This window comes from Nitrospira sp. CMX1 (assembly GCF_054902215.1).
This window is the reverse complement of the sequence record NZ_JBUBKD010000010.1, coordinates 63344-90309: the sequence shown is the minus strand read 5'-3', so window position 1 is coordinate 90309 and position 26966 is coordinate 63344. Positions and strand designations below refer to the sequence as shown.

The following is a 26966-nucleotide window of genomic DNA, read 5'->3' as shown; positions in this document are numbered from 1 at the left end:
GCGGTTCATCTGCCTTTGCTCTCATGGTTGTTGTGCAGAGAAGGCAAGCGCGTCTTCTACTTGTCCCAGATCCCTGTGAGCAGTTTCACGAGGACGGGAATCGGTATGCGTTACCTTTTCCCTGCCTGAGCAGGAAGCCGTGGATCGCCAGTTGAGGAGAGATGCACAACAGGGGTTCCTTGTGGATGCTTGGCCTGTGCAACGAAGCCGGTGGGCTGAGGAGACGCGATAGCCTTGCTGACGATCAGGAGAGAACGAGGAGTGCTGTTTCTGAGAGTTTGGGAGCACTGATAACTAAAGGGGCGAAATAGCTTATCGTCAATCTCCTTGGAGTTCTGAACGGTCCGACACGATGTTCGTCACACGCTCTGCACGAAAATGACATGTGATTGGAGTAGGTTTATCTGCGGTATGGTGGGGTTCGGTCTCCTCCTTGGACCGGGTGTATTGGCCTGTTCCAAGACAGAGCCCTATCTACCACCTGATCCGTTTTATTATTTTGCCAGTTATCCGGTCGGCAAGAACCCGACGACCATTACCACCGGTGATTTTAATCACGATTCGTTTACCGATCTCATTACGACGAATATTTCAAGTAACACCGTTTCTATCCTACTCGGCAATGGCGACGGGACATTTAAGGCACAAACGCAGCTTCATGTCTGCCAGGAGCCTCGTGCCCTTGCCATGAATGATTTTAATGAGGACGGACATGCTGATGTCGTTCTAGCTTGCTCTGGCGGAGATGAAGTGGCCCTCCTGGTTGGCCGCGGGAACGGAAAGTTTGAAGAAGGGCCCCGCTATCCCGTCCATCGAAGTCCAGTGTCACTGGCGGCCGAAGATGTGAATGGCGATCATCACGTCGATCTGGCCGTAGCTCTTCGGAACGATAAGGTCAAGGTATTTCTTGGAAATGGGAAGGGTGAGTTACAACACGGTGTGCAATATGAACATGGAGACACGCCAACGTCTGTGGCTCTGTCCGACCTCAATGGCGATGGCAAGGTCGATCTTGTCGTCACCAACGGAGGGCCGATGTCCAATGCCGTATCGATCTGGCTCGGCAACGGGGATGGGACCTTTCGCGATCCCAAGGACTATCCTACTGGCCGGCGACCCTTGGGTGTGAGTTTCGGAGATTTCAACAACGACCACAATAGCGATCTGCTGGTTATCAATGGGGAAAAGGATAGCTTTACGACCTTTTTAGGAAACGGCAATGCGACGTTTCGGCCAGGGAAAGACGCCGGTGCGGATGCCGGCCCCAATTTCGGCCTGGCCCGAGATTTTAATGGCGATCAGCTCGTTGATGTGGCGATCGTGAATCTCCAATCGAGCGACCTATCGATTCTGTTTGGGAAAGGTGATGGGACCTTTCACTATCCCCCGAGGAACTATCGAACAAAGTCCGGTCCGTTTGCGCTCTCCTCGTTCCGTGTCACCACGACAGGAGGAGAAGAGCCGGGACTTGCTATTGCAGACAATGGAAGCGGCAGCGTCTCTATCTTTCTTCACCGTGGGCTTAAGTCCCTTGCACGGTCTGATCCGAAGGGATAACTCCAAAGGGATAACCACGAGTGATCCCAGGCTATTTCTTGACAGCTTAGGCCCCCTTCGCTAGAGTTAAAAAAGCTGGAAAGAGCAGGATTTACGAGCAGAAGAATGGCGTTTCGATCCTTCACCTGGTGGTTCATGATAGGGGCTCTGCTGACCCTCTCAGTCCTGATGGTCCAGGGTGGGGTTCGTGACTTATGGGAGGGGACCCAGCCTTCCGGGGGGACGAATGTGTTTGTCTATTTTGGTACAACGCTCATCGGTGGGGGGCTACTCGCCGGCTGTGTCGCATTAATCATGAATCGTATTCGATAATTAAGAAGGATGCGGAAAAAGTCCATCAGCAGTGTTCTCGCATCGCACAGAGGCTCAATGCGGAAGAGGGGACGTAAGGTGTTGATCCGTTTGCGTCGATCATGGGTAAGCGGGTCAAGCAAAGTATGGTATGTACCTTCTCGCCTCTTCACTCGCTATGGCGCCTTGCGGGACGGCCTTTTTGACCATCTTGAGGGTATGCGTGAATCGATTGATGGCGCTCTATCGTCGCCCATTTCAGGCAGGTCGAAGTAGTTGTTCTCCAGTTTGTTAGAGAGAGCAGGACGTGTATGCAATGCCTCAAGTGCAGAGGGTTTATGATGGTCGAACGCCATTACACCCTCCTGAATCGCCGAATCTATGCCCGATGCCTCAACTGTGGATTCTGGATTGATCTGGCCGACCTTCTTCGTTTCTTTCACAAAGTCATCGATAGCGGGAGCAAAGGTGGCAAGGTTCGGGAATCCTTCATGTTCTAGCGAGGCGGTGGTATTTGGTAACAGCGGATCATATCCGGCCTCTTCATCGTCTGTGGAACGGCAGACGGAACCTGTACCATGTCATTCTCCTGGTAGCGTACGCATTCCTATGGAATGCCATTGACGCGCTCCCAGTATCGGCAAGAACTCCACATAACCCTCAGGATGCAGTTCGATCCGTCAACTATGTTCCTCACGTGCTTCACTGGAAGCGCATCCCTGCCCACAGCATTCTTCTCAAAGAACTACGATCGGGACGCGTACTCTTTGAACATGACACTGAGAAGCGTCTTTCCCCCGCCAGTTTGACCAAGATCATGTCGGCATTGGTGATTCTGGAAAAAGCCCGGCTTGATGAACTGGCAACCGTGAGCAAAAATGCCGCACGGGCGCCGAAGACGCATTTGCGGATCAAAGTCGGTGAGGTATTCCGCTTGGGCGATCTGCTGAAGGCCATGATGATGGTCTCGGCGAACGACGCATGCTTAGCGGCTGTCGAGCATGTCGGCGGTGACGAAGCACAATTTGTCACGTTAATGAATGCCAAGGCCACGGCGCTTGGATTGGCAGATACACATTTTAGTAACGGATGTGGATTCGATAGTCCCGATCACTACTCAACGGCCGAAGATCTCGCCAAACTCAGTGAAGTGGCCATGCGAAATGCAACCTTCCGAAACCTGGTCAAAGCCGAACGGGAGCTCATCACGCCGGTCAGTGGCTATCGCGCCTATGTCTTGCACAATACCAATCGACTGCTCGGTCGAATCCCCGGTGTGGAAGGCGTGAAGACAGGCTTTACCTCGAAGGCAGGTCGGTGTCTCATAGCAAAGGTTTCACAAAACGGCAGCGATCTGTTGCTGGTTATTCTGAATTCCAATCGTCGGTGGACGACCGCAAAGAGTTTGATTGATTACGGCCTTCGTCTCACCAATCCGATCTAATAGCCTCTACAGGCGGCGACGGCAATCTGTACGCGAATAGGAAGAAGGGTGTCTCTAGGCCTGGAGCGGAGGAAGCCGAACCGCACAGTGGGAGTTAGCGTGGGGCGGCAAACTCGATGTTGATGTCTTTGCCGAGGTAGTTTACTTGGAAACCCTGCGAGTCGTAGGCCATGACGGCTCCCATCACGTTTTCATCGCCGTATTCTTCTTTGCCCAGTAATTTCCTAATGTCATCAGGGCTTTCGCTATTGAGAACATTGCGGAAGATTCCCCTTGTTCGATGGGCAAATCGGTTATTGATGAATAGTAGGTCGACCTTGCCGTCTTGGATCCGTACACCGGCCATTGGCCCAGTTGGTTTCCGCTGATCAAGCAGGAAGATGAACGTGGCTTCCTGTTCGACTTTAATGCCAAGTGCTTTTCGATTCACCAGCGTCTCAAGGGTTTCGACGGCTTTGTTTTCTGGATCACCGAGTTTGACCCCAAAGAGGGACACGGTGCTGCTGGAAATGGCCTTCGGTTCCGTGACGTCGTGCTCGCTTAATTCATAAGGTTCAGCCGAAGTGAAGCTGGAAATGGAGAGAAGGCTGATGAGTACGACGAATGCGACGTGAAGGGGAGTCCTGTGCATGGTGGCATCACTCTCTATCGTGGAATTAGGTGGTCTATTCTGAATGCACTGTCAACCGTCGTCAGAAGATAGATTGGCGAAATCTCTCTGATGAATTGTAGCGAATCATCTGTCGGACCTGCAAGAAAGCCTCAAGGTACAGTGCGAAGTCTCTACTCAATTGATAGGGGGGGCATCCTACTGGCGCTGTGGGTCAAGCTAGAGGTGGTTTTGTGTCCAGCAACATACTTCCAAGGCGTCCAAGTCGGAGAAAGTAGGGTCGGCACTCAAGATCGATCTCGTCGGTCAAGTCTTCCAAATCATGCAAGCAGTCCTTGAGAATGGCACGTCGTTGATCATCGAGACCATCAGGACTGTCGAGATAGAAGACAACACAACCACCGATTACGGTGTCGATGGTCATCAATGGCCCTTGATGTGGGCTTGAAAACTGGGGCCAGCCATCGGCGCAATGGTGCTCCCACGCAGTGACAATCATGTCACGATCCATGAGCGGCTCCTTGGTCGATCAGCTCACCGTAGGTCCACACCCTAACGCACAGTGAGGCTGGGGAGCAACCCTCACGTGAGGAGAGGAAAAGGCATGTCCCCACCAGTTGAGTGACTCAGGGGTAGAGCCCCCGTTGGAGATGTGCTTGGGCGACCTGGTCAATTCCGCTCATGAGCGCTGCCATCCTCATCGAAACGTGACGTTCGCTGGAGAACCGCAGGGTGCGGTGAAAGGCAGAGGTAATGATATTTTGCAGGCGGTTTTGAATATCGGCGGCGCTCCAGAAAAAGCGCTGGAGGTCCTGCACCCACTCAAAGTACGAGACGATGACGCCGCCCGAATTGGCAAGAATATCCGGGATCACAAAGATCCCCTTGTCGGCCAGGATACGGTCGGCCTCCAGCGTCGTCGGACCGTTTGCGCCTTCGGAAAGGATACGGCACTTCAGGCGATCGGCATTCTTCCCCGTGATTTGTTCAGACAGGGCGGCTGGAATCAGCACGGTACATTCCAGTTGTAGCAATTCCTCGTTTGTGATGGCGTCCCCGAGCTTGGTCTGATGCAGTGGTTGACCGGGGTCGCGCCGTATCAACTGTGCGATGTCCAATCCCTTTGGATTATAGATTCCACCTGAGACATCGCTCACGGCTACCACACGTGCCCCCTGTTCTCGCACGATGCGCGCCGTGTGCGAACCGACATTACCAAACCCTTGCACGACCACAGTTGCGGCCTCGACCGACAGCTTTAGATGGCGTAAGGCCTCCAGTGTGACATACACCACTCCTCGGCCGGTGGCTTCCTCACGACCAAGGCTGCCACCAATAGAGAGTGGTTTGCCGGTCACGACTCCTGGAACCGCGTAGCCGACCTGCTGGCTATAGGTATCCATCATCCAGGCCATGATCTGCGCATCGGTGCCGACATCCGGAGCCGGGACGTCCTTATCCGGCCCAATCAGTGGAAAAATTTCTGCGGCATAACGTCTCGTCAACCGTTGAAGTTCGCCGGGTGAGAGGCTCCGTGGAGCCACTTGCACCCCGCCTTTTGCCCCACCATAGGGAAGACCGGCGAGCGCACATTTCCATGTCATCCACATGGCCAGGGCGGCCACTTCGCCGAGACTCACATCCGGATGGTAACGCACGCCTCCTTTCGAAGGCCCTCGTGAGGAATCATGTTGAACGCGGTAGCCGGTGAAGACCTCGACACGTCCATCGTCCATGCGCACTGGGAGACTGACAACGAGGGAGCGTTGAGGGAGTTTCAGTCGTTCACGGAGGTTCGTATCAAGCCCCATGGCCTCCGCGGCTTGATCGAACTGCGCCACCGCTAGACGGAACGTTGGTGTATCAAGCTCCTGCATGTGCCTCCTTTGCGGGCAATCCCTCCGCGCTCGTAGACCGGTGTATCATTCCGCCTTGGTTTCAGAAAGAGAAAACACTTCTGTAAAGGTCTGAGCCAGTACCTGCTTGACGGCAGCAACCGAGATTGGGGTGTGACATAGTGCTGTCATTGAGGTGACCAGACAGTCATTCAGTCCACAGGGATGGATTCGGTGAAATGGAGTCAGGTCGAGATCGACGTTGACGGCCAGGCCATGCAACGTGACCCCACGTTCGATTCGTATTCCGATGAACGCAATCTTCTGGGGTTCCGGAGTCATCACCCAAACACCCGGCTTGCCCTCGAGACGATTACCGGTGATATTCCAGGAACTGAGCACTCGAATAACAACGTCTTCGAACAGTCGGACAAGCTGCCTCGGCCCTGTCGCATAGCGATCGACCTTGAGAATAGGGTAGGCCACAACTTGCCCAGGACCGTGGAATGTCACGGATCCGCCACGATTCACTCGGTGCAGCTCAGCGCCAGTTTGACATAATGTTCCTTCATCTCCACCCCAATCACCGACTCGGGTCCTTCTCCCTAATGTATAGACTGGCTGATGTTCAAGGATGAGAACGGTATCAGGTTGGAGTCCGAGGAGCCGCTCCTCATGCAAGCGACATTGCAGGTCCCAGCCTGCGAGATAGGGGACTGGTTCTGAGAAGACACGAACGGTTCTTTCCTGTGTCTGACGACCGCTCGCCAAGGAGGTCGCCTCAGGAGTGGTGTGGATCATAGGATGGCAGATCCGAAGAACCAGTTCGTGTTTGAAAGACAGTCACATCCCTCAGATGCCACTGTCAGGTAGTACCAGTAGGAGGGTGAGTGTCCGGGACTCCGCATGGTGAGTTATTCTGGCATAACTCACCATGCGGAGGGAAGTCATGGTGCGTCTTGAATCGAACCGTTCTTGAAACCCTACACAGTCAAGAGCCTACCTGATCGCTGCGAACAGTTCCTTAATCGCAGGGGTCTTCAGTTTCTTTAAGGCTTTCGCCTCAATCTGGCGGATGCGCTCTCGTGTGACGGATAGACTTTGCCCGACCTGCTCAAGGGTACTCCCTTCGTCATACCCGATGCCGAAACGCAGCCTGATCACTGTCTGCTCACGAGGGGTGAGTGTGCCTAAGATACGATCGAGCTGTTCCGTCAGTTCACTCCGGTGGACATTGGCATCGGGTGGGACGGCTTGGTGATCCGGAATCATGTCACCGAACTGGGTATCGCCATCGCCGATCGGCGTCTCCAAAGCCATCGGTTCCTGGAAGGCCTGTACCGTCTCCCGAAGTCGTTCAGGCCGCATGCGCAGCACGTGAGCGACCTCTTCCAAGCGTGCCGGTCGTCCCAATTGCTGGCAGAGCCTCCGCATCACCCGAAGAATACGGTGCGAGGCTTCGGTTTGATGAACCGGAACACGGATCGTTCGAGATTGGTCTGCAAGCGACCGAGTGATACCTTGGCGGATCCACCAGGTCGCGTAGGTACTGAACTTGAACCCTTTTCGGTATTGGTACCGTTCCGCTGCTTTCATCAACCCGATGTTGCCTTCTTGTACAAGGTCCAGCAAGGTCAACCCACGACCCGTGTAATGTTTGGCGACGTCGACGACCAACCGAAGATTGCACCGCACAAGTTCATCCTTGCCCTGTTCCAGGATCATTCGCGCAGCGCGTATTTCATCGAGCATGGCCTGTAATGGCTTCGCAACGGAGGCCGTGGGATGAAGAGTAGGATCAGACGGATGTAGAACGGCATTCAAGGCTTTCTCCGCATTGTCTAAGGCTGTGGCAGACAGGCCACTTAATCGTCGAACCGATTGGAGCACGCTTGCATTTTCCTCACAAGCCGGGATCCGTCGAACCTTGAGCAACGTTCTGATGGCTTGCCGCAAAGCGGCTCGAATGCGTCTGGTTCCCTGATCCACCCGCTTGGCGATCAGGATTTCTTCCTCACGCGACAGGAGTCCCCGCGCGCCGAACGAGCGAAAGTATAACGACTCTAGAAGAAATGGACTGGCTGCCTGGCTCGTCCGCATGGCCGGTCGGGATTTTCCCTTCGGCCCGGACCCCTCACCCTCGCCGCGACCGATTCGACCCAGCATTCCGCTTGCTCTGGCGTCATCGGCATCGACGTCAGAGGCCAGCTTCTGTTGCACGTCTATCTCTTCTTCGACTCGCAATTCCTCTTTCATGGTGTCACCCTTCCTATGAGGTTGAACATCGTCTTGTAATAGTTGGAGCCCGGTTCAGCTGAGAAGATTCACCCATGTATGTTTGTATGCAGTGGCTCAAAGAAGCAAAAGGGATGCTGGATGAAATATGAGAAATGAGTCTGGGGATCAGCCCGATAAATCGAAAAGATTAGCGTAGGTTAATGAGAAGAATCAGAGGCGACTGTCGCAAGAATGCGGCATCTATGTGGAATTCGCATCAGTTCCGTACCAATACGCCACACTATTTTGATAAGAGACCTTTAATGAACGGGGCCAGGGTATCGATGGGGATCGGAAAGATCGTCGTGGAGTTTTTCTCGGCTGCGATTTCCACGAGCGTTTGAAGATAACGGAGTTGAAGGGCAGCAGGGTTCTGTCCGATTACGTTGGCGGCTTCAGCGAGTTTCTGTGCAGCTTGAAACTCTCCTTCCGCATGGATGATTTTGGCACGGCGTTCCCGTTCGGCCTCGGCCTGTCTGGCAATGGCCCGTTGCATGTCCTGTGGGATATCGACATTCTTCACCTCAACGGCGGCGACTTTCACACCCCATGGTTCAGTCTGCTGATCGATGATGCGCTGCAGTTCGGCGTTGATGTCGTCACGCTTCGACAGTAAGTCATCGAATTGGCTCTGCCCTAGCACGCTACGCAAAGTGGTTTGAGCGACTTGTGAGGTGGAGTACAGGTAGTCCTGAACGGCCAGGACGGCGCGTTGCGGATCTACGACTCTAAGAAAAATGACGGCGTTGACCTTCACCGAGATATTGTCGCGCGTGATCACATCCTGCGAGGGGACTTCCATGGTGACGGTTTGGAGATTGACTCGGACCATTTGCTGCAGTCCCGGAATCACCAATCTGATTCCGGGGCCTTTGACCGTGTGGAACTTGCCGAGAACAAACACCACGAGCCGTTCATATTCCATGACGCGTTTAAAACTTGCGTAGAGCAGAAGGCCTAATAAGACGAACGGCAGCAGCAGTGACATCGCAACTCCTTATCTTGGGAGCGGTTATCGGTGAGGCGGGGCCACGGTCACCGTCAGTCCCTCGACCGACACCACCTCAGCCGTCTCCCCTTGTCGAATCGGACGTTGACTGATCGCATCCCAAATTTCACCGTGGACCGTGATTTGACCATGTGGGTTCAAGTCTGTCTTGGCGATGGCGAGCGAGCCGATCATGCCCTCTGTTCCGGTGACCGGTTTGCCGCGACCACTCTTTACGGCCATCCACGCTATGACTCCGATGAAGCCGCCGAGGGTCAGGACCGTCGGCAATAAAAATGACAAGGACACTTGGAGGTAGGGCGCATCACCCTTGATGAGCAGGAGGCCGCCCAAGGTCATCGCGGCCAAGCCACCCAATGCCAGCAGCCCATAGCTGGTGATCGAAATCTCTAGTAATAGGAAGACGGCGCCGAGGATGACCAGCAGGGCCCCGGCATAGTTTACGGGAAGCGACTGGAGTGAATAGAACGCCAGAATCAAACTGATAGCGCCGATAATTCCAGGGAGGATCGCTCCGGGACTATAGAGTTCGGCCATGATCCCGATTGTCCCGATCGACATCAGAAGATAGGCGATGTTGGGATCACTCAGGATCTTGAGCCATTCGAGGCGTGTCCCCATGGGAAAGTCGTGAAGCGTCGCGGCATCGGTGGCGAGCGTGATCGGACCGTTGGGAAGACTGACCTTTCGGCCGTTCAATTGTTTCAATAGCGCAGGCATGTTCTCAGCCACGATGTCGATGATCTTGAGCTTGATGGCTTCTTGCTCCGTGACAGAGACACTCTTTCGAACTGCCTCTTCAGCCCAGGAGACGTTGCGACCATGTTGGTCTGCAATACTCTTGATATAGGCCACGGCGTCGTTCTCGACTTTCTCCTTCATCGTGCTATCCATCTCACTGCCGCCCATGGCCACCGGGTGGGCCGCTCCGATGTTCGTTCCGGGCGCCATGGCGGCCACATGGGCAGCCATCGTGAGAAAGACGCCGGCAGAGGCGGCACGGCCTCCAGAAGGCGCAATGAAGACGATGACGGGAGTGGTGGAGGCGGTCATCTCTTTGATCATCAGGCGCATGGAGGTGTCTAACCCTCCTGGTGTGTCCAGTTTCAGGACGAGGGCCTGGGCACCAGACGACTGTGCGAATGTGAGGGCATCGTGCAGATATTCCGCCGCGACAGGGTTAATAACCCCTTCATAGGTTGCCACCACGATCTCCGCGCCATGAGCAGGACCCAGAGGGAGAATCAGGCAGAAGGCTACTCCGAGGCTCACAATCGCTGTTGTGAGGCCATGCCGATGTGAACAGCTCCTGTGCCGACTCTGAAGAAGCATTGTCGGAAGTATCTAAGGATAAGAAGATCTTACGAGCCCCTCAGTACCCTGTCAAGGAAGGGCCATCGGTTGCAAACCGAGGAAGGAACCTCCTAGAATGCGCGCCATGTCTCAGCTTGCCAGTGGCGACCGTATCCATCTTGTCGATCAAAAAAGACGGCAGTATGCCCTCACTTTGAAGGCAGGAGAAACGTACCAATTCAGCGGACAACGGATCGCCCATGATGCGCTCATCGGCCGTCCGGACGGGTCCATCGTGACGCTCTCCGGCGGGAAGAAGATGGTGGCGCTCAAGCCGACCTTCGGTGACTATGTGCTCAAAATGCCTCGTGGGGCTCAGGTCCTCTATCCCAAGGATCTGGCGATCATTCCGATGTGGGCGGACGTCTATCCCGGGGCGCGAGTCTTCGAGGCGGGGACTGGGTCAGGAGCCATGACCATGGCGCTCTTGCGCGCGGTGGGGCCAAGCGGTTTGGTCGTGACCTATGAAATCAGGGAAGACTTTTCCCAGACGGCGCAGACCAATATTACTCGCTATATGAACCCTGCGAATTTGCGCTGTTTCCGGAAGAGCGCGTATGAGGGCATCGACCTCCTGGACGATCAGGTGCCGTTTGATCGAGTCGTGCTTGATCTTCCGGAACCCTGGCAGGTGATTCCGCATGCCGCCAACGCCCTTCGGTCAGGCGGCATCTATCTGAGTTTTGTTCCAACGATTCCGCAAGTGATGCAAACCGTCGAAGCGCTTGAACGGGCGACTGTGTTCGGGATGATTGAAACCTTTGAGACGCTGCTGCGGACCTGGTCGATCCAAGGTCGGAGTGTGAGGCCGGATCATCGAATGGTTGCCCATTCGGGATTCATCACCGTGGCGCGCAAGGTGGAGCCGGGCTTGTTGGGTCCAATGATGAACAAATTGAGGCCCACCGTCGAAGCGTCAGAGGATACTTCTGACGAAATGGAAGAGGAGCAGGAGTCATGAACAGGATGGAAGGCAAGGTGGCCGTCGTGACCGGAGGAAATGCCGGGATCGGTGAAGCCATCGCAAAACGGTTTGCCGACGAGGGCGCCTCGATCGTCATCACAGGACGTCGGCAGCAGGAGTTAGATCGTGTCGCCAGCGTGATCCGATTGAACAAGGGCAAGGTACTCGGGGTTGCCGGCTCCGTGACAGATGAGATGCATGTGCTGGACGTGGTCAAGCGAACCCTCGATAGTTTTGGGCGGATTGATGTACTCGTCAACAACGCAGGAATCGGAGATTTTGGGAAACGACTCCATGAAACCGACGATGCAACCTGGGCGAAGGTGTTGGACATCAATATCACCGGAGTGTTTCGCATGACGCGAGCCGTCCTTCCCTCTATGCAGAGGCAAGGACGAGGCGCGATCGTGAATATTTCGTCCATTGCCAGTCTCGTTGGGCTCTTCGGGCTGGCCGCCTATACGGCATCCAAAGGTGCGCTCGACGCGTTGACGCGTGCCCTGGCGATCGAGTACGCGAAGGAGGGTATCCGGTGCAATGTCGTGAATCCCGGTCTTATTCATACACCGATGGCGGCCTCCTTGATGGCCGACCCGGATCGGTTGCAACCCATTCTGGCGCAGTATGCGATTCGACGGGTTGGGACGCCTGAAGAAGTGGCGAATATGGTGCTCTATCTCGCGTCGGATGAGGCGGCGTGGGTGACCGGGGGAACCTTCCCCATTGACGGGGGCATGACTGTCAACAAGAGTTAATGATTGCATGGAGTAATGGGGAAGGCACTCACGTGGATCGCATAATGGAAATCGATACAAAGACACAATTCTGCGGGGTGATCGGCAAGCCGGTTGGCCACTCGCTCTCGCCGGCCATTCACAATGCGGCGTTTAGAACAGTAGGGCTCAATTTCGTCTATCTTGCGTGGCAGGTGGAGGCCATCGGCGATGCCGTCAAAGGGCTTCGGGCCCTGGGCAACTTCCGAGGGGCGAGTGTGACGATCCCGCACAAGGTGGCTGCGATACAGTTCCTTGACCGGGTGGAGCCCACGGCGAAGCGGATTGGAGCGATCAATACCATTGTCGCTGAAAATGGCGAGCTGACCGGATACAACACCGATGCGACTGGTGCATTGCGGGCGTTACGTGAAGGTGGAGTCGAGCTGAAGGGGCGACGCGTCGTGGTGCTTGGATCCGGAGGGGCCGCGAGAGCGATCGCTGTTGCGCTGGCTGCTGAGTCCGGCGTGGAGAAATTGACGTTATTAGGCATTGAGGATTTGGAGCGAACTCGCTTGGCTCAAGATGTTCGGTCTGTGGGGGCAGTCACGGTAGAAGATTCTCCTTTAGATGAGGCCGCTCTTCGCCAGGTGCTTCCAGACTCGCATGTCCTGATTCATTGTACCCCGGTCGGTATGTCTCCCAACGCCGAGGCGACCTGTGTCCCTGCATCGCTCCTCCATCAAGGACTAGCTGTTATGGACATCGTCTATAACCCACGGGAGACGCAGTTGCTCAAAGATGCCAAGCGCGTCGGGTGCAAGACGATTCCCGGCTTGGAAATGTTTCTCAATCAGGCCGTCACGCAATTTGAGCTCTGGACCAATCAATCCGCGCCGGTTGCCGTGATGCGCGCGGTCTTGGAGTCGCATTTCCAATGAACGTGGTGCTGATCGGTTATCGTGGTACGGGGAAGAGCACGGTCGGGAAAATTGTGGCGACCCGCCTCGGTCGCGAATTGCTCTCCACCGATGCCGAGATTGTAAAGTCGGCGGGACAAACCATTCCTCAGATCGTTGAACAACATGGGTGGGAGTTCTTTCGTGATCTGGAAAGCAAAATTTGCCAGGATCTGGCCGGGAAGGACGGGTTGGTGCTCGATACCGGCGGGGGAGCCATCCTTAGGCCCCAAAATGTCGAAGTGTTGAAGCGCACTGGGACGCTGTTCTGGCTGACCGCCTCCGTTGCGACCATTGCCACCCGAATCGGGTCCGACACGCAACGGCCCTCGCTGACCGGCACCAAGTCGTTTGTGGATGAGATTCAAGAGGTGCTGCGGGAGCGTACTCCGAAGTATCAAGCAGCGGCTGATCATGTGATTGAGACGGAGGGAAAGTCTGTTACTCAGGTTGCCGATGAAATTCTGGCGAGTATGTAGCTGTTCTATCTACGTCGCTCAACCTTGACAAGCCTTGCCCGAACATGATTCATGTTGAGTCTGGTTGCGCCCGTAGCTCAGTTGGATAGAGCGCCGGGCTTCGAACCCGTAGGTCGCAGGTTCAATTCCTGCCGGGCGCACCATAGATTCAAACACTTGCGATATGGAAGTTATCGCGTAGGTGCCAATTGTCCGTGTTTTTGTCCGTGTTCTGGCAAAATCATTACCTTCGCGTCGTGCAAGCCTATTCTCTGGTTTCCTACTAGCAGCATTAGAACATACTTCGGTATTCATCGCCTTCCTCCTGTTATGTAGCTCCAAGCGGTGTGGTCAGGATCGTCCGGGAAACTTACTCCTAAGGCAGTAATAGGCATGCATGCCAGCACATATGATCCAAATAAAGGTCAAAGAGACCGCACTTGCCAAACCGATTGCCCAAGGGGATAAATTGGGGAATTCGGAAATTGTGACGAACCAAGACCAACACGCCATAGAGCCTAATAATAACCATTGAAAGATCACTGCTGTCGAGAGGTGCAAAGGCTGATACGGAACGTTTGACCTATCGATAAATGGCAATAGAGCAACTCTTAGCGCTGATTGAAGCGAATGCGTTGGTGGATAAAGGGCGCTTGTTTTGAGAGTGAGAAGTTCCGGCGTCCAGTCTTCTTGGAAACAGATTATTCCTCGCAACGTGCCTACCTTTTCTCTCTCGTCATAACTGGGTAGAGACTTGGGAAACATATCCTGATGCTTCTTGCAGAATTTGTTGTATTCCCTTTCGCCAAAGGGAACCAATAAAAGTAGGCGGCATGGTTCCAGATATCGTACGGCCGTTGTAAGTTCCCACAAAAGCCCGTCCGTAGCTCCTAGCCTGATAACGACGAAAAGCGATTTTACCATCAACTCTTGAACATGCTTCTGCCATTCGTGTCCTACTCGCAGGCGTGAAGCACCAGAATGTGGAAGGGCCTCGTCTGGTCTGCATATCGTTATAAAATGGCCGAATTCTCCCATAACTGCATTCAGTTGTTCCTCTTCAGTGTAGTCCAAGGTTACAACTTCAGTGGGAAAGCCATCTGAATCAGTTCTTGTAGTCGAAGGTAATATGGCGGCCTTCTTATCGTCTTTAAAAGAACGCAAGTATAGAATGATCCGTTCAGAAGACAGCTGATTAATGTTCAATTCGGCTCTAGCTGCCGTAACTCTTCTTTCTTGCACCCGGCGTCTGTTTCCTAAGCGATAGAGCCAAGTAGCGACCATGGCTACTGCGACGGTCAGCATGTCCCGAACGGTTTCCGCCAATACGCTATGAGGCAGAAACCGAATCATAAGGATGACACACACCCATAGAGCCACCGAAATCCGCTTCAGAACGCTGCTACTTAGGAAGCTCATAACTGCCAGCCGTTCAGAATTAGAATCGTACAGATACCTGAATAATGCTTTTTGGGTCTTGGGAACCCTCGTTTCTTTTCCCTTGATTCAATGGAGTCAGTCCAGCATTCCCAAATAAGGCAAAGTAAGAACTCCTGTAGACATCATCGTCCTGATTCGAGATCCAGAATACTTGACGAAAGATATCTTAGCCGTCAACTGGCACTTTGAGGTCAAGGGTTGGTAGTCGAAGTTTCTCGGACTTGTAGGGAGTCGATTTCAGTAGTCACGTTGGCTTTGGCGTTTGTCCTCGTGTCTTCACGAACATGACTTGACCTCTGTCAGGCGCACGACTTCGCTCTCGACCGGCAAGGTTGAGATGTACTCCGTCATCTTCACCATGGCCTCCTGAATGTCGTTCTCCAAGGTAATGTTATAGCGGTCGAAGGTACTCCTGGTCCGATGGCCGCTGATCTTCATGGCCGTTGATTCCTCGACTCCGGACCGAATTAGGTTCCGGCAAGCGGTTCTTCGTCAGTCATACGGCGTATAGCCCTTCTTTCCTCCAACGAGTCCGACAGCGGTAAAGGATTTGTATCTGACCGTAGAGTTTAAGATTGTACCGCAGCGGAGACGATTGGACACGTGCTCGCTCTATCGCTAGGATGCTGACATGAATTGCCTCGACATAAACATCTTTAACGCGGAGATCTGGGTGTGCTGACCGTGTGGCGAACAGTTGTCTTACTGGGTATGGTGTTACTTTGTGGTGTTTCATATTCAAAAGAGCATCCAAATACCAAGGCCGCTGAGAGCGGTCAGAATTCCGAGGCCGAACAGCGTGGCAGTGATAGTAATCCTCTCACGATAAAGATACTGCCCAGCCAAGACGCTGAATCCAATGCCGCAAGAGAGGAGCAGTATAAAAAAGAAAAAGTGGTGCAGGACCAGAAATTGGTAGATGCCACTGAGGAGTTGAGGAATTCGACTGAGAGCCTTGTCAGAGTTACTGCAATTTTGGCCTTCTTTACAGCTCTTCTCTGGGTCGCTACTTTTATCCAGGCCAGAGTTACTAAGAAAACCGCCGACCAGCAGGCCAAGGACATGCAGGTATCCTTGGGTATTGCTAAGCAGTCCGCTGATGCTGCAAGCGCCACCGCTAGAACACTGGTCTCCTCTCAACGTCCCTACATTTATGTCGTCAAAGTTAGTCACGTTGAACACGAAATTCTTGATTCATATACTCAATATACGATCGTCAACTACGGAGAACTGCCTGCGATCATCGAGAAACTGCAAGTTGGAATTTCCACAAGTCAAGGTGCTGAGCCGGACGATCCACCCATTTCCGCTACTTTTGACCACTCTGTTGTGTCATCATCCGTTTTTCTCCCAAGTGAAGACCGAGAACTGCGCGAATTTCCTCCCGGCGGGATCTCGGTCACCAGAGAAACACGGGAAGTGTTCTTTCAGGTGATTATCCGTTATAACGGACCAATCACTACAGGCCATGAAAGCGCTTTTTGTTGGCGGTTCGATAAGACGAGCAAAAACTTCGTTCCATTCGGAGGAGACAAATACAGCTATACAAAGTAGAACAATGACGAGCGGTTGCATCTTGTTCCACCTTGCCCTATCAAATTCGAGATAATCATTGTCCGTGATCTGTCCGTGTTCGCGTCCGTGAACGCAATCCAAAAACTTCCAGAACGAGAAAAAGATGGAGTTCAGAGACTTCAGGGGCTTCGAAGTGAGTTGATTTAGCGACGGTTTGGAATCTTTTGGACTGGGTTGGAGCCAGTGGAACAGCTCAGGCCCCTTCGAACCCGTAGGTCGCAGGTTCAATTCCTGCCGGGCGCACCAAGTATTTGGGGCAATCCTTGAGACATATCATCGCGGAGGCTCTCGCCGCTTTGGGGGGGCGTCACAAAACTCGCATTTGGATGCCTCGCCAGGAAGGGCGGGGTTCTTTACTCGTCATCAGGCTAGTCGTCGATTAAACCAGGATGACGTGGGGAACGACGAATGAATAAGGGACTCGGTAGAACAAAAGGCTCCCATGAAAGTCCGTGTCCAAGCGCGATCCAAACTGATAAGGACTATAGTGGATCCTTACCGGGTGCACTCAGACGAGTTGGGCGTGATGTTGGTGAAGGCCAAGGAGTTGCAAGTCTGACATGTCTGATTGTGGGATCTACGATCGGGTTCTCTAAGGCAAACTGGATGTGGTTCATCCCCATGTCTTCTTCCCCTGCTTTAGCATGGCCTTAAACAGCGGGTTCAATTCTTTGCGGATCGTGTCTCGTCGGTGACGTTGCCGCTCGGCCATACGCCCGGCAAGAAAGCCGGCCCGAACACTTGTCGAGTACTTCACAAACTGCTGGATGTAGCGCTCCGCTTGGATTGCATCCTGATGGCTTCCTAACACCTCTTGAACCCTACGAGCGGATTTCATGAAGCGGCTGGCGGGTTTGCCCACAGAGCAACGCGCAAGCTCCGCAGCGTAGCGGGCGCGTTTTACCTTGATACGGACCTTGTGCAGGGCGACAGCCGAGGGCGAGGATCGAAGGTGTCGGATTGTCTCGCGCAACTTCTTGAATTGCCGGTTAGCAAGCTCGCGGATCGTCAAGGGAGAATCAATGATCGAGGGATCCCGGGCAGCTTGTTGCAGCCGCCGAATGAGTTCGAAGTATCGAGCGCTCGTTAATTCGCTAAGCAGCATCTGCTGAACGACCGCTCGTTGCGCGCGGAGGTGGGAGATAAATTGTGCCAACAGCTTGCGATCTCGGGCATTCAATTCGGTTGATTCCTGGATGAAGTAGGCGATTTGGACGTCGAGATCGCGGGCTGGTCCCAGCAGTTCGCTGAGCCACGTGAGCTCCTGTTCCAGGGATCTGACCCAGGCCGGAAGCAGGGTCGGTCGTGCCGCGCGGAGCACCGCGCGCAGTCGTCTGATAGCGACGCGGAATTGATGCACACTCTCGCTCTCGGTACCGAGCCTCGTCCCGGGATCATGAGCGAGGAGCCATTCAACATGCTGGGTCAGTGCCCACTTCAGATGTTCGATCACCGGCGCGTTTGCCTCAGGCTGCAGGGGTGGAGCGGAGATCTGGAGCGAGAGGGCACGAAAGAGTTTTGGCCGCCCGTCATGATCGGATGCCCCGGCGTTTCGCAACTGCCGTTCGAGGGCACGAAGGGAATTCTTATCGCCCTGGCGCTGTTCAATTTCGAGTTCGCGAAAGTGTTGGATCACAGCACCGTGTGTAACGACCGCGACGTGGTCGAGCGCAAGTTCCGCGATGGGTATGCGGCCCTGGCGTACCAGGAGACCGGCTCGCCGGACGCGCAGGGTGACGACCGGCGTCAGGCGGCGATGTCCTAGGTGAAGAATCAATAACGTGCGGAGCGCGGCTGGAGGATTACCCTGTGTACCGGACGCTTCCACCTCCTGCCGATCATCGCCCAACGGGATCTTGAGCTGCCAGGACTGTTTCCCGCGTTCGATTCGGTGGCGAAGAGTGATCCGAGCATGGGCCAAGTCATAGGCGGCGGTGTCGTAATAGGTGGAAATCAGGTGTCGCCGTGGGAGAGGCGTACCGTATTGTTCCGGCCAGCGAAACGACCGGTCGACGGAGAGTTTGATCTCTTGTTCCCGCATGGCATTGATCGAGCGGGAATGCGGTGAGGCGGCCGAAGACATGGCAGACCTGCAGGAAGAAGTGCTCCGATGAGTTTCCGCTTAAATCTGTCTGAGTTTCAACTGAATTCAGGCAGAAAGGCTCAACCGTGGGGCATGAGGAAACCCCGACTGATCACGTAGGAGCCGGACTTAAATGGTGCCGTGATCGCAGGAGTACGTTAGAAGTGATAGACGAGTCCGGTTAGGGCGTAAACGCCCTATACTCCCCGCTCAGCCCGAACATGCCATCAAAATTCGTGATCGTCGCGCGATTGAATTTTCCTTCCACGAACAAGCCCACGTCATCGAGGATCAAGACTTTCATCCCGCCAAAGGCATTTAGGTCCGGGACGACTTGATGTCCTCTGATGGTACCAGAGCTGTTGAAGTAAAATGCTCCTCCGCCCACGAACCTGCCGTGTCGGGGTACCCCGAGCCTGGACCAGTTGAGGAGGATAAGGTCGTTCCGGTCTTGCTCGTCTGTGGACTCAGGGCGGTCAATGGAAGCCATTCTTTCGAAGGACTGCTCTTGAATAGAGCCCGATCCTTTTCAGCCGATTGGAGGATCCCAACATTCGGGATCTCCACGCCTATACGATAAATATTTTGTGCCTTTGGGGTAAGGTCTTCAAGAAGGGTCGTCGCAACTGCCTCTGTTCCATGCATACTCCCGAGAAGCGCAACCTTGCGTGCGGTCTCGATCGGAAAAGTTGGTGAATATCCCAGAGCAGGCGATTGAAGATGGGTTTGTTCGACTGTTGGTCGTTGAAGGACACTTGTATTCGATTGCCGTAACGGGAAAGGAGCACGACGGTTGGTCGAACAGTCGGACCAAGTTGCCTTCGTTGACGCCGGGAGCTCTCGTCTATGAGCCGACATTCGTGAAGGAGTTGGTCGGCTCGAGTATTCACATTTACGGACCCAATAGGGTTTTCATCTCGGCTTCGGCCAATTCAATGGCCCCGCGAGGCGTGTAGTGGAGGCCATCGAGGAGCAGTTCTGACAATCGGTTGGACGGCACGCCGTTCCATCCTCGTTCATTCATCAATCGTCGAGAATTAATTACCAGCACGGCGGGGTCCACAGCGGCGATGGCGCGCAATGCCCCAGGATATCGAGCATATTCCGCTTCCTGCGCCGGACTTAATCCTTGGCGATAGGGATCGCTCATGAGAATGACAGGAAGGTCCGGGCGGCCAGCCCATGAACGGAGTCGAGCGATCATCTGTTCTGTGTCAATCCGGTACATTTCTGCGGTGGCGCCCTCGCCGGCATCATTGGCGCCTAAATGAAGGATCACCGCGTCGAACCCCATGGCACGAAACAATTGCGCCGCTGCGCGGTAAGTGTTGAGAAACTCCTTAGTTGACAATCCGCCGGTACTGAGATCCTGAATGACGAGGCCCTGCGGGCACTGGTCGCTCTTCAAGCGGGCACCGATAATGTCCGTTACCGCCGAAGTCAGAGTGCCGAGTAGTTCCAGTTGGAGGTGTCGTTTGCCGTTGAACGGCAGTGGGGCCGTTGTGAACGACTTGACGATAAATGTTGCATCGGCCAGCGAGAGAGGCGCCGTTTCTTCAAGAGTGGCCGTCGCGGAATAACTAGGCACAGAATCCGACGGCCGAGCCTTATAGAGAATACCACCGGACTGCGGATGCGTTGCGGCAAAAATCTCCGCCCGTACTGCGCCCTGCGTACAAAAATACTGAGTCGTGGTCGGAATTTCTGTCGACGGGTTGACGCTGCTGGCATCGGGCTCAAGTACCATGAGTTGGCCATACCACTGTCCGTTCACTGATTGAGGGCCGGCCGGTGCAGCGTGGGCAGCGGCATAGATTCCGGGTAAGAGATGGTCCATGGCAATGCGAGTCGGCGAAGCCCCAGGGCTGGCCGCACTTCCTCTAAGCAGCCAATCTCCATAGGGCTGGCCATCACCATAAGAAAAATAGCCGCTCATGACGGTTTCAGGCACATTGTGGTATCGCTTCCAGGCTTCGTATTGGAGGCGTGGCACATAGACATCGCCTCTCCCTTCCGGGGATGTCTCTTGCGAATCGCCTATCAAGGCAAGCCGAACGGTGCGCGTCTGTGCCTGTGCCCAAAGGCCGGAGAACCGAGCCGGTGATTGGGTGTAGGAGTGTTCGACTTGGTCAAAAGGTAAGAGTGTGGTCGGCGACGAGGGCGTCGGGGGAGGGACACCCGGCGGTGATCCGGTTTGTGACCCGTTTTTCTTTCCATGCCGCGCGATCATTTCCTCGACTGTGACGATCTCGATCTTCCCTTCATTTCGTAGCTTGACGAGATAGTCGGCAATCGCAGGGAAGTCCTGATCATACCGTTGCCACTCTAACCCAAGTTGCTCACCGTATTTCACGGCATGATCGATTGCCGCGATGACTTCTTCTACTGAACGAGCGTCACCAGAGACAGACCAGAGGTTGTAGGGATTAGTGAGACCACCATAGAGTGACCGTCCGGTATTGTCCGAAAAACTGTTGCCGCTGTAGGCGGCCACTATGTTGCGTTTCGCCAGCTCGGCATCGAGCGCGGCGTTGTGCTTGGCGTCTTCGTAGCACCAGAAGATCGGGCGTTGGTAGCCCAATTTCTGTAGGTCAGCGAGGTGCCTATCCATATCGGCGGCGGCACTTTCAAGTGTGTGGAAATCTATGTAGTTGAGCCCCTCCGTCGACTCCCCCCCAATGGTCCATCCGGCCGTCACCATCTCCTGCAACTGCGTATTGGTGAATCCTCCTTCCAATACTACGCGCCCGGGATCCTTGAGACTTTCCGTGACCGGGCAATAGGAGCCGATGAGGTTTCGCTTTTTGGCTTCGGGGAACAGGTGGGTATAAACACTGGCGAAGTTGTTCTCGCCCCAGATATTGATATGGGGTTTTGCATAATAGCCATACATAAGATCGCTGAAGTAGTACGTTCCTGACTTATTGGGCAAGACATCGATGACAATTCGGAAGGTCGTAAAAACCTGGGTCATCGCTGCCTCGCCGACATTGTTGACCTGGTCGCCTGCTTGCCACGTGATGGGATTCCATCCGTCCATCATTCGTTGTCCGATGAGGTTTCTCCACCAGTGGAAGATGAAATATCGAGAGAAGCTGGGGTTTGTCGCGACTTCCAAGGTCATGGCCGTCGAAACGTCGATTGACGGCTGATACCAGAAGAACCCGAAATTGCCGAGTCCCTGAAGCGGACGGTCTTCCATATCGACCACGATCTGGATTTTCCCGCCGCTAGCTCCGCCGGTGCAAACCGCCTTGATATAGTGGACGGTCGTGCTTCCTCCAAACGGTGCATGCGGAGGCAATGTGTTGTGGTCATTTACCTGACTCAGATCACAGCTCGCCGTGTCGCTCGTGAGTCTCGGCCAATTATTGATCGATTCACGCCCTTGGGTTGGGCTCGACCCGTCAGACCGCCAGAGGACTTGATGGGGGGTGACGAAGGAGTTGGCCGATTGGCCACCACTCGCCGGTTGAGCGGTCGGTGTCAGATTCTCCTGTCCACTGCAAGAGAGGAGACTACTGATGATCAGAGAGGCAACAGCTATCCGCTGGGTCGTATGTCGCTTAGTTCCGTACCCGTGCATGACCTACCTCACTGACAGGATTTTCAGCCCCAGATGATCAACCATCGTTTTTCGTATCACATGACTAACCAAAAATCTTCCAAGCAGCCCAGCATTAACGATTTGTTAACACAGATTTGAGCAGCCTGTATCCAGGACGTGAACGGTACAGGGTACAGTGCACGCTATCCGAGTGGAGGTTGGTCCTGTCATGTGCGGAGTCGCCGGTATCGTCAGCGCACAACCCATGACGTCGCTGCAGCAGGAGCGGCTGTTGTACATGAGCGACGCGATGGTTCACCGAGGGCCGGACGGGGCCGGATCTTTACTTGGATCTCACGTCTCGCTGGCCATGCGTCGCTTGAGCATCATCGATCTGTCCGGTGGCTGGCAGCCCTTGTACAACGAGGACAAATCACTCGCATTGATCGCGAACGGAGAAATCTACAATTTTGTGGAACTCCGGTCTCAGTTGGAATCACAAGGGCATCGCTTCCGGTCACGCAGTGATGTCGAGGTGATCGTTCATCTGTATGAAGAATACGGCGAACGGTGCGTCGATTATCTTCGTGGCATGTTCGCCTTTGCTTTGTGGGATGAACGTCGAAAGAACGTATTCCTTGCCCGGGATCGGATGGGTGAAAAGCCCCTGTATCTCTTCGAACAGGGCGACGCGCTCTACTTTGCTTCGGAACTGAAAGCCCTGCTTCGCGCGGGTGTCGTCGACTTTCAACTCGATCGTGAGGCGGTCTACCAATATTTCCACTTTCAGTATGTACCCGAGCCGATGACCATGATCAAAGGGGTCCGCAAGCTTTCTGCCGGGACGGCACTGACGATCTCCATACATCCGTGGTCGTTGAGAGAGTCCCGGTATTGGAGCATGGACGATGCACCTCGGCTGGACGACGACCCGGTCTCGACCATTCGAACCGAATTAGAGCGGGTGAGCGAACTGATCATGCGGTCCGATGTGCCGGTGGGTGTGGCCCTTAGCGGAGGGTTGGATTCAAGCGCCTTGGCGGCATTGGTTGCCAGAGCGTACCCGGGACGGCTGACTGCGTTCACGGTCGGATACGAGGGGCGTCCGAGGTTTGACGAGCGCCGGGAGGCCAAGGCCATAGCGGACTATCTATCGATTCCTGTCCATGAGGTTGAGATCAAGACGGAGGACATGGTCAATGCCTTTCCTTCGCTGGTCTGGCAGACCGATGATCCGATCGCCGACATTGCCGGCTACGGGTACAGCGCCGTTATGAGTACTGCTCACCAACATGGTGTTCCAGTTATGCTCTCGGGGCAGGGGGGGGACGAGCTCTTTTGGGGGTATCCATGGGTGACCGATGCGCTCGGACAGACAATGAGAAAGGCCTGTTGGCAGTCGGAGGTACGACCGAAGTTCGGTCAGTATGTCAGCCTGAAGTGCCCATCGGTGAGGTCACGGTGGGATTTGTTCGACTGGTGCCGATCGGGAGCGGGACTGCGATCCTCGTATCTCGAATATCTGCGGGATTTACAGAGTCCTCGTGAACGCATCATCTTCCACGAACAATCACCCTTATTTCGGACAATCCGTGATTCGGTTCCGTCGATCTTGACGGAGGAGTTCCTTGATTCCGTCTATGAGTTGGCCCTGTGGAAACCCTATACCGTCCCGCATCCTTGGTCGAGGCCGGACATTCTCTTTACTCGACTGCTTTGCGAGACGTATCTGGCTGAAAACGGAATCGCTCAGAACGATCGACTCAGTATGGCGTCCTCGGTCGAACTCAGACTGCCACTGGTGGACTTTAGGTTGGTGGAGACGGTGATCGGCCTGCGCAAAGCCTGTCCGGATCATGATCTTCCGCCAAAAGCCTGGTTCAAAGCAGCGGTGAAAGAGCTGGTTCCGGAGTGGCTTCTCCATCGGCGAAAGCGTGGGTTTCAACCGCCCGGGCGTGAATGGATGCAGGGTACCTGGGCTCGTTATGGCCATGCTCTTGAAGATGGGCTGCTCGTTCAGCATTCCATTCTCAAGCCGGAAACGGCCCACGTAATGGCGAACCAGGCTCAACATGGCCCTTTGGCACAGCTCACCTTTACCGCACTGGTGCTCGAGTACTGGTGTGCGGCCCAGACCGGCCACCGACCGGAATCTGTCTTCCGGTCCGTCACGCCTAGCCGATTGGTGTCACGATGCTGAGTGCAACCATCTGGCGGCCCTGGTGGGGAAATCTGAAGGCCAATCTGAAAGAGCTGAGCCTACTCCGACAGATTCCGATCTACTCGGTCGCGTCCGGGGTCGTGATTCTGGCTGGTTTGGTACGTGAAATCGTCATCGCATCGACGTTCGGACTAAGCGGCGATCTGGACGTGTTGGTCGCAGTCATGGGGTTTCACCTACTATTCGGTGTCCAGGTGGGGAACGCCATCGAACACGTCTTTGTCTCGAAGATGGCGTCCGAACATCGGGGCCATGTGAGGTCATTGATTACACGGACCTCCCTTGTTTTGATCTCGATGAATGTGGTCGCTCTCACACTGCTCCTGTTCGGGTCGAGATCAGTGCTCCAGGCTGTGTTTCCTGACTTCACCGTTGAACAATGCGAATCAGGGGTGCGGCTGATCAGAATCCTGCTGTTTCCGATCGTCTGTGCCGGATTAGCCGGACTTATGCGCGGTGGACTCTCGGTGAGGGGAAGCTTTCTGCCTGTCTTTCTCAGTGGGGCGGTCGTGTCGCTCTCTACGGTTGCCTCAGTGCTGCTGTTTGCCGATCGCTGGGGGATCGATGCCATGGTCTGGGGCTTCGCCGCAGGGCATTTCCTCGTGCTGCTGTGGTTCATCGCAGCGTTCAACAGAGTTTCTATTTCGGCCCCCACGATTGTCGCAGAGCCTCGCGCGGTCGGAATCAACGAGTTGTGGAGGCCGGTGCTTATCGTGCTGGTTGGGGAACTCCTCTTTCAGGCGGTTGCGATGACGGAGCGGAGTTTTGCCTCGAGCTTAGGTACCGGCAAGATCGCCGCATTCTTTTACGCAGGATCGGTTGTAGCGGTGCCCTTGGCGCTGTTCACGGCGCCGGTCAACACGACGCTGTTCCCCAAGCTGGCGCGGGCGTTTCACGCCGGTTTCCGTGAGGGACGTCAAGTCTTGATCCGATATGGAGCGGTACTGTTCGGAGTGACGCTGCTGTGCAGTATGTTCATGGTTCTCGTCTCAGAACCCTTGATCAAGCTGGCGTTGGTGAGGGGGAAGTTTTCCACGGCCGACGCCAGGTTGACGGCCCATATCTTGTCGATACTGGTCTGGGGACTTCCGTTCGCGAGTTTGTACGGAGTGATTCGGAACTCATTTTATTCACTATCCGACTATCGAACGCCGATTGCGGGACATGGGATCCGGTGGGTGACGCTGATTCTCTGGGGAGGCTCGCTGATTCCTCTCTTCGGAGTCGAGGGACTGGCTATGTCGTGCGTCGCGGCTCAAGTGACGGATACAAGCATGCTCGGCTGGTTGTTGCTCTGTCGCCTTGTCGCACTCTCCGAGGCAACATGACTGCGTTGGCCGAGAGAGACGAGCTGTTTGTTGAGGGTGATCGGCACACGTGGGTCGGCCTCGTCTTGGGTCTTTGGCTGACCGGAGTCTTTGTCGGATCGCTGTTCGGAAACGTCGAAGGTCGTCGAAACCACACTTATGAGGCGATCATGCTCGCATCGATCTTGTGGCCGTCCGGGTATTTTTTGTTCAGCCGAAGTCGCTTTGTTCCCGGGGGGTTCAACCCAGGAACCATCGCGTCGCTCATCCTGTTCGGCCTCTTCTGCGGGCTCTCGTCGTTCGTCAGTCACGCGCCCCTCGAATCAGTGCAGTATACCGTTCTTACGATTCTGACCATTGTGGTGGTCTTGCAATTCAATACCAGCTTGAACGCGGCACAATATGAGACGGGGATGAAGGTCTATGCCCTGCTTGGGAGTGTCCTGGTCTGCGGATTTGCGCTGTACGACCATGCTCCCGGCGTTCGACTCGGAGGCGGTAAGGGGATCCTCAATCCGGCGGCCTTTGCGCTGATCACGGCATCCGTCTTTCTCACCGCCATGATCATCAGGCGGATGATCGTACGGATTCCGATTCTCATCGCGATGGGCACCGTGATCTATCTGACCGGCGCCAGGGCTTCGGCTGTGGCTGTGCTGATCGGGCTTGCAGTCACGCTCGTTGCGCGTCGACGGATTGCTCAAGCGAGTGGGTATACGGTCTTGTTCTTGTGCATCTTCGTTGGAGGGGCGTTAGCAGCGTATTACGGTGACGCAGTGCTGAGGGGCGTCTCCGACTTCTTTGCGATTCAGGACCGCCACCGCGGTCTCGAATCGGGCGGCTCCGGCCGCCTTGAGACTTGGAAAGCCACGTGGAATCTGTTTCTGGCCAATCCGATTCTCGGCGTAGGGTTTCGAGCTCATGAAACGGTGTTGAAGGTCAACACGTCGGCGCATAACGGGTACCTGGCGCTGCTGGCGGAAATCGGGTTGATCGGGTTTGTGTCCGTCCTATTCGCAACGGTTTCAGGAATGAGGAACATCTGGCGGAGAAATCAAGACCATTCTCAGACGTTCAGCTACAGCGTCCTTCTAGGGCTGGCATGCGGATACTTCGTACTCGCGATGTTCGAACGGTACTTCATCAATACGGGAAACCCGACATCGTTATTGTTCCTGCTGAGCATTCTTGGTCCAACATATTCATATAACGAATCGGCATCAGAGCAGGTCATCGGTGAAGATGACGAGGTCGGAGCAGAAACAGACAGCCCCGGATTTGCAGATGACGATTTACTTCAGGCACGAATCTGATGCGACTTCC

Annotated in this window: 24 protein-coding genes and 1 tRNA gene; 13 read left to right on the top strand and 12 right to left on the bottom strand. The window is 54.7% G+C overall.

Annotated features, from left to right (window positions below; genetic code table 11):
• Nucleotides 1-378: 378 nt before the first annotated feature.
• The 4 genes from ACYX34_RS01705 (at nucleotide 379) to ACYX34_RS01690 (ending at nucleotide 3292) form a co-directional block, all read left to right on the top strand.
• Nucleotides 379-1557, top strand: a complete 1179-nt coding sequence (locus ACYX34_RS01705) for an FG-GAP repeat domain-containing protein (RefSeq protein ID WP_462074823.1) — start codon at nucleotides 379-381, stop codon at nucleotides 1555-1557.
• A gap of 105 nt (nucleotides 1558-1662) precedes the next feature.
• Nucleotides 1663-1869 carry a hypothetical protein gene (locus tag ACYX34_RS01700; protein ID WP_462074822.1) on the top strand — a complete coding sequence of 69 codons (207 nt, stop codon included), beginning with the start codon at nucleotides 1663-1665 and terminating at the stop codon, nucleotides 1867-1869.
• Nucleotides 1870-2159: 290 nt separating this feature from the next.
• Nucleotides 2160-2348 (top strand): hypothetical protein, encoded by a 189-nt coding sequence (locus tag ACYX34_RS01695; protein ID WP_462074821.1) that lies wholly within the window; start codon nucleotides 2160-2162, stop codon nucleotides 2346-2348.
• Nucleotides 2349-2545: 197 nt separating this feature from the next.
• Nucleotides 2546-3292 (top strand): D-alanyl-D-alanine carboxypeptidase family protein, encoded by a 747-nt coding sequence (locus tag ACYX34_RS01690; RefSeq protein WP_462074820.1) that lies wholly within the window; start codon nucleotides 2546-2548, stop codon nucleotides 3290-3292.
• A 94-nt stretch (nucleotides 3293-3386) separates the two neighbouring features.
• Here ACYX34_RS01690 and ACYX34_RS01685 read toward each other — a convergent pair whose 3' ends face one another.
• The 7 genes from ACYX34_RS01685 to ACYX34_RS01655 all read right to left on the bottom strand — a co-directional run bounded on the left by ACYX34_RS01685 (nucleotide 3387) and on the right by ACYX34_RS01655 (nucleotide 10295).
• Nucleotides 3387-3923: a hypothetical protein gene (locus ACYX34_RS01685; protein WP_462074819.1), complete on the bottom strand. Its 537-nt coding sequence runs from the start codon at nucleotides 3921-3923 to the stop codon at nucleotides 3387-3389.
• Nucleotides 3924-4116: 193 nt separating this feature from the next.
• A complete protein-coding gene (locus ACYX34_RS01680; RefSeq protein WP_462074818.1) occupies nucleotides 4117-4413 on the bottom strand; it encodes a hypothetical protein in 297 nt (98 codons plus the stop codon).
• Nucleotides 4414-4528: 115 nt separating this feature from the next.
• Nucleotides 4529-5779 carry a Glu/Leu/Phe/Val family dehydrogenase gene (locus ACYX34_RS01675; protein WP_462074817.1) on the bottom strand — a complete coding sequence of 417 codons (1251 nt, stop codon included), beginning with the start codon at nucleotides 5777-5779 and terminating at the stop codon, nucleotides 4529-4531.
• A 45-nt stretch (nucleotides 5780-5824) separates the two neighbouring features.
• Nucleotides 5825-6538 (bottom strand): lipoyl(octanoyl) transferase LipB, encoded by a 714-nt coding sequence (lipB, locus tag ACYX34_RS01670; protein ID WP_462074816.1) that lies wholly within the window; start codon nucleotides 6536-6538, stop codon nucleotides 5825-5827.
• 198 nt (nucleotides 6539-6736) lie between these two features.
• Nucleotides 6737-7993: a sigma-70 family RNA polymerase sigma factor gene (locus ACYX34_RS01665; protein ID WP_462074815.1), complete on the bottom strand. Its 1257-nt coding sequence runs from the start codon at nucleotides 7991-7993 to the stop codon at nucleotides 6737-6739.
• 262 nt (nucleotides 7994-8255) lie between these two features.
• A complete protein-coding gene (locus tag ACYX34_RS01660; protein ID WP_462074814.1) occupies nucleotides 8256-9002 on the bottom strand; it encodes a slipin family protein in 747 nt (248 codons plus the stop codon).
• Between the two features lie 24 nt (nucleotides 9003-9026).
• On the bottom strand, nucleotides 9027-10295 hold the full coding sequence (locus tag ACYX34_RS01655) for an NfeD family protein (protein ID WP_462074813.1): 1269 nt from the start codon (nucleotides 10293-10295) through the stop codon (nucleotides 9027-9029).
• A 166-nt stretch (nucleotides 10296-10461) separates the two neighbouring features.
• Between ACYX34_RS01655 and ACYX34_RS01650 the strand changes: the two genes are divergently transcribed.
• From ACYX34_RS01650 to ACYX34_RS01630, 5 genes are all read left to right on the top strand, one after another.
• Nucleotides 10462-11337 (top strand): tRNA (adenine-N1)-methyltransferase, encoded by an 876-nt coding sequence (locus ACYX34_RS01650; RefSeq protein WP_462074812.1) that lies wholly within the window; start codon nucleotides 10462-10464, stop codon nucleotides 11335-11337.
• The gene (locus ACYX34_RS01645) at nucleotides 11334-12095 is read left to right on the top strand and encodes an SDR family NAD(P)-dependent oxidoreductase (protein WP_462074811.1); all 762 of its coding nucleotides are present in this window, start codon (nucleotides 11334-11336) and stop codon (nucleotides 12093-12095) included. Before ACYX34_RS01650 ends, ACYX34_RS01645 begins: the two co-directional genes overlap by 4 nt.
• A gap of 32 nt (nucleotides 12096-12127) precedes the next feature.
• Nucleotides 12128-12994, top strand: coding sequence for a shikimate dehydrogenase (locus ACYX34_RS01640; RefSeq protein WP_462074810.1), 867 nt, complete (start codon nucleotides 12128-12130; stop codon nucleotides 12992-12994).
• On the top strand, nucleotides 12991-13491 hold the full coding sequence (locus ACYX34_RS01635; protein ID WP_462074809.1) for a shikimate kinase: 501 nt from the start codon (nucleotides 12991-12993) through the stop codon (nucleotides 13489-13491). The genes ACYX34_RS01640 and ACYX34_RS01635 overlap by 4 nt, the downstream gene beginning before the upstream one ends.
• Nucleotides 13492-13557: 66 nt before the next feature.
• Nucleotides 13558-13634: transfer RNA gene (locus ACYX34_RS01630), tRNA-Arg, on the top strand.
• A gap of 187 nt (nucleotides 13635-13821) precedes the next feature.
• Here ACYX34_RS01630 and ACYX34_RS01625 read toward each other — a convergent pair.
• Nucleotides 13822-14775 (bottom strand): hypothetical protein, encoded by a 954-nt coding sequence (locus ACYX34_RS01625; protein WP_462074808.1) that lies wholly within the window; start codon nucleotides 14773-14775, stop codon nucleotides 13822-13824.
• Between the two features lie 411 nt (nucleotides 14776-15186).
• Entirely contained in the window at nucleotides 15187-15348 is a 162-nt protein-coding gene (locus tag ACYX34_RS01620) for a hypothetical protein (RefSeq protein WP_462074807.1), read from the bottom strand.
• A gap of 237 nt (nucleotides 15349-15585) precedes the next feature.
• On the opposite strand from ACYX34_RS01620, the gene ACYX34_RS01615 reads away from it, so the two are divergent.
• On the top strand, nucleotides 15586-16464 hold the full coding sequence (locus ACYX34_RS01615; protein WP_462074806.1) for a hypothetical protein: 879 nt from the start codon (nucleotides 15586-15588) through the stop codon (nucleotides 16462-16464).
• Nucleotides 16465-17098: 634 nt separating this feature from the next.
• On the opposite strand, the gene ACYX34_RS01610 is transcribed toward ACYX34_RS01615, so the two are convergent.
• The 3 genes from ACYX34_RS01610 to ACYX34_RS01600 form a co-directional block, all read right to left on the bottom strand.
• Nucleotides 17099-18568, bottom strand: coding sequence for a CYTH and CHAD domain-containing protein (locus ACYX34_RS01610; RefSeq protein ID WP_462074805.1), 1470 nt, complete (start codon nucleotides 18566-18568; stop codon nucleotides 17099-17101).
• A gap of 181 nt (nucleotides 18569-18749) precedes the next feature.
• The gene (locus tag ACYX34_RS01605) at nucleotides 18750-18872 is read right to left on the bottom strand and encodes a hypothetical protein (RefSeq protein WP_462074804.1); all 123 of its coding nucleotides are present in this window, start codon (nucleotides 18870-18872) and stop codon (nucleotides 18750-18752) included.
• A gap of 588 nt (nucleotides 18873-19460) precedes the next feature.
• Nucleotides 19461-22154 carry a GDSL-type esterase/lipase family protein gene (locus ACYX34_RS01600; RefSeq protein WP_462074803.1) on the bottom strand — a complete coding sequence of 898 codons (2694 nt, stop codon included), beginning with the start codon at nucleotides 22152-22154 and terminating at the stop codon, nucleotides 19461-19463.
• A 190-nt stretch (nucleotides 22155-22344) separates the two neighbouring features.
• On the opposite strand from ACYX34_RS01600, the gene asnB reads away from it, so the two are divergent.
• Genes asnB through ACYX34_RS01585 form a run of 3 tightly spaced genes read left to right on the top strand, consistent with a single transcriptional unit; the run spans nucleotide 22345 to nucleotide 26956 of the window.
• A complete protein-coding gene (asnB, locus tag ACYX34_RS01595; protein ID WP_462074802.1) occupies nucleotides 22345-24315 on the top strand; it encodes an asparagine synthase (glutamine-hydrolyzing) in 1971 nt (656 codons plus the stop codon).
• Nucleotides 24309-25664, top strand: coding sequence for a lipid II flippase MurJ (locus tag ACYX34_RS01590; protein ID WP_462074801.1), 1356 nt, complete (start codon nucleotides 24309-24311; stop codon nucleotides 25662-25664). The genes asnB and ACYX34_RS01590 overlap by 7 nt, the downstream gene beginning before the upstream one ends.
• Nucleotides 25661-26956: an O-antigen ligase family protein gene (locus ACYX34_RS01585; RefSeq protein WP_462074800.1), complete on the top strand. Its 1296-nt coding sequence runs from the start codon at nucleotides 25661-25663 to the stop codon at nucleotides 26954-26956. The genes ACYX34_RS01590 and ACYX34_RS01585 overlap by 4 nt, the downstream gene beginning before the upstream one ends.
• Nucleotides 26957-26966: the final 10 nt, after the last annotated feature.

What these genes read in the sequence shown, in the direction of transcription:
- ACYX34_RS01685 (WP_462074819.1), bottom strand. Translation starts at nt 3,923, where the DNA reads ATGCACAGGACTCCCCTTCACGTCGCATTCGTCGTACTCATCAGCCTT.
- ACYX34_RS01695 (WP_462074821.1), top strand. Translation starts at nt 2,160, where the DNA reads ATGCAATGCCTCAAGTGCAGAGGGTTTATGATGGTCGAACGCCATTAC.
- ACYX34_RS01625 (WP_462074808.1), bottom strand. Translation starts at nt 14,775, where the DNA reads ATGCTGACCGTCGCAGTAGCCATGGTCGCTACTTGGCTCTATCGCTTA.
- ACYX34_RS01590 (WP_462074801.1), top strand. Translation starts at nt 24,309, where the DNA reads ATGCTGAGTGCAACCATCTGGCGGCCCTGGTGGGGAAATCTGAAGGCC.
- ACYX34_RS01680 (WP_462074818.1), bottom strand. Translation starts at nt 4,413, where the DNA reads ATGGATCGTGACATGATTGTCACTGCGTGGGAGCACCATTGCGCCGAT.
- ACYX34_RS01660 (WP_462074814.1), bottom strand. Translation starts at nt 9,002, where the DNA reads ATGTCACTGCTGCTGCCGTTCGTCTTATTAGGCCTTCTGCTCTACGCA.
- ACYX34_RS01705 (WP_462074823.1), top strand. Translation starts at nt 379, where the DNA reads ATGACATGTGATTGGAGTAGGTTTATCTGCGGTATGGTGGGGTTCGGT.
- asnB (WP_462074802.1), top strand. Translation starts at nt 22,345, where the DNA reads ATGTGCGGAGTCGCCGGTATCGTCAGCGCACAACCCATGACGTCGCTG.
- ACYX34_RS01635 (WP_462074809.1), top strand. Translation starts at nt 12,991, where the DNA reads ATGAACGTGGTGCTGATCGGTTATCGTGGTACGGGGAAGAGCACGGTC.
- ACYX34_RS01600 (WP_462074803.1), bottom strand. Translation starts at nt 22,154, where the DNA reads ATGCACGGGTACGGAACTAAGCGACATACGACCCAGCGGATAGCTGTT.
- ACYX34_RS01605 (WP_462074804.1), bottom strand. Translation starts at nt 18,872, where the DNA reads ATGAAAGTCTTGATCCTCGATGACGTGGGCTTGTTCGTGGAAGGAAAA.
- ACYX34_RS01645 (WP_462074811.1), top strand. Translation starts at nt 11,334, where the DNA reads ATGAACAGGATGGAAGGCAAGGTGGCCGTCGTGACCGGAGGAAATGCC.
- ACYX34_RS01585 (WP_462074800.1), top strand. Translation starts at nt 25,661, where the DNA reads ATGACTGCGTTGGCCGAGAGAGACGAGCTGTTTGTTGAGGGTGATCGG.
- ACYX34_RS01675 (WP_462074817.1), bottom strand. Translation starts at nt 5,779, where the DNA reads ATGCAGGAGCTTGATACACCAACGTTCCGTCTAGCGGTGGCGCAGTTC.
- lipB (WP_462074816.1), bottom strand. Translation starts at nt 6,538, where the DNA reads ATGATCCACACCACTCCTGAGGCGACCTCCTTGGCGAGCGGTCGTCAG.
- ACYX34_RS01665 (WP_462074815.1), bottom strand. Translation starts at nt 7,993, where the DNA reads ATGAAAGAGGAATTGCGAGTCGAAGAAGAGATAGACGTGCAACAGAAG.
- ACYX34_RS01620 (WP_462074807.1), bottom strand. Translation starts at nt 15,348, where the DNA reads ATGAAGATCAGCGGCCATCGGACCAGGAGTACCTTCGACCGCTATAAC.
- ACYX34_RS01700 (WP_462074822.1), top strand. Translation starts at nt 1,663, where the DNA reads ATGGCGTTTCGATCCTTCACCTGGTGGTTCATGATAGGGGCTCTGCTG.
- ACYX34_RS01650 (WP_462074812.1), top strand. Translation starts at nt 10,462, where the DNA reads ATGTCTCAGCTTGCCAGTGGCGACCGTATCCATCTTGTCGATCAAAAA.
- ACYX34_RS01610 (WP_462074805.1), bottom strand. Translation starts at nt 18,568, where the DNA reads ATGTCTTCGGCCGCCTCACCGCATTCCCGCTCGATCAATGCCATGCGG.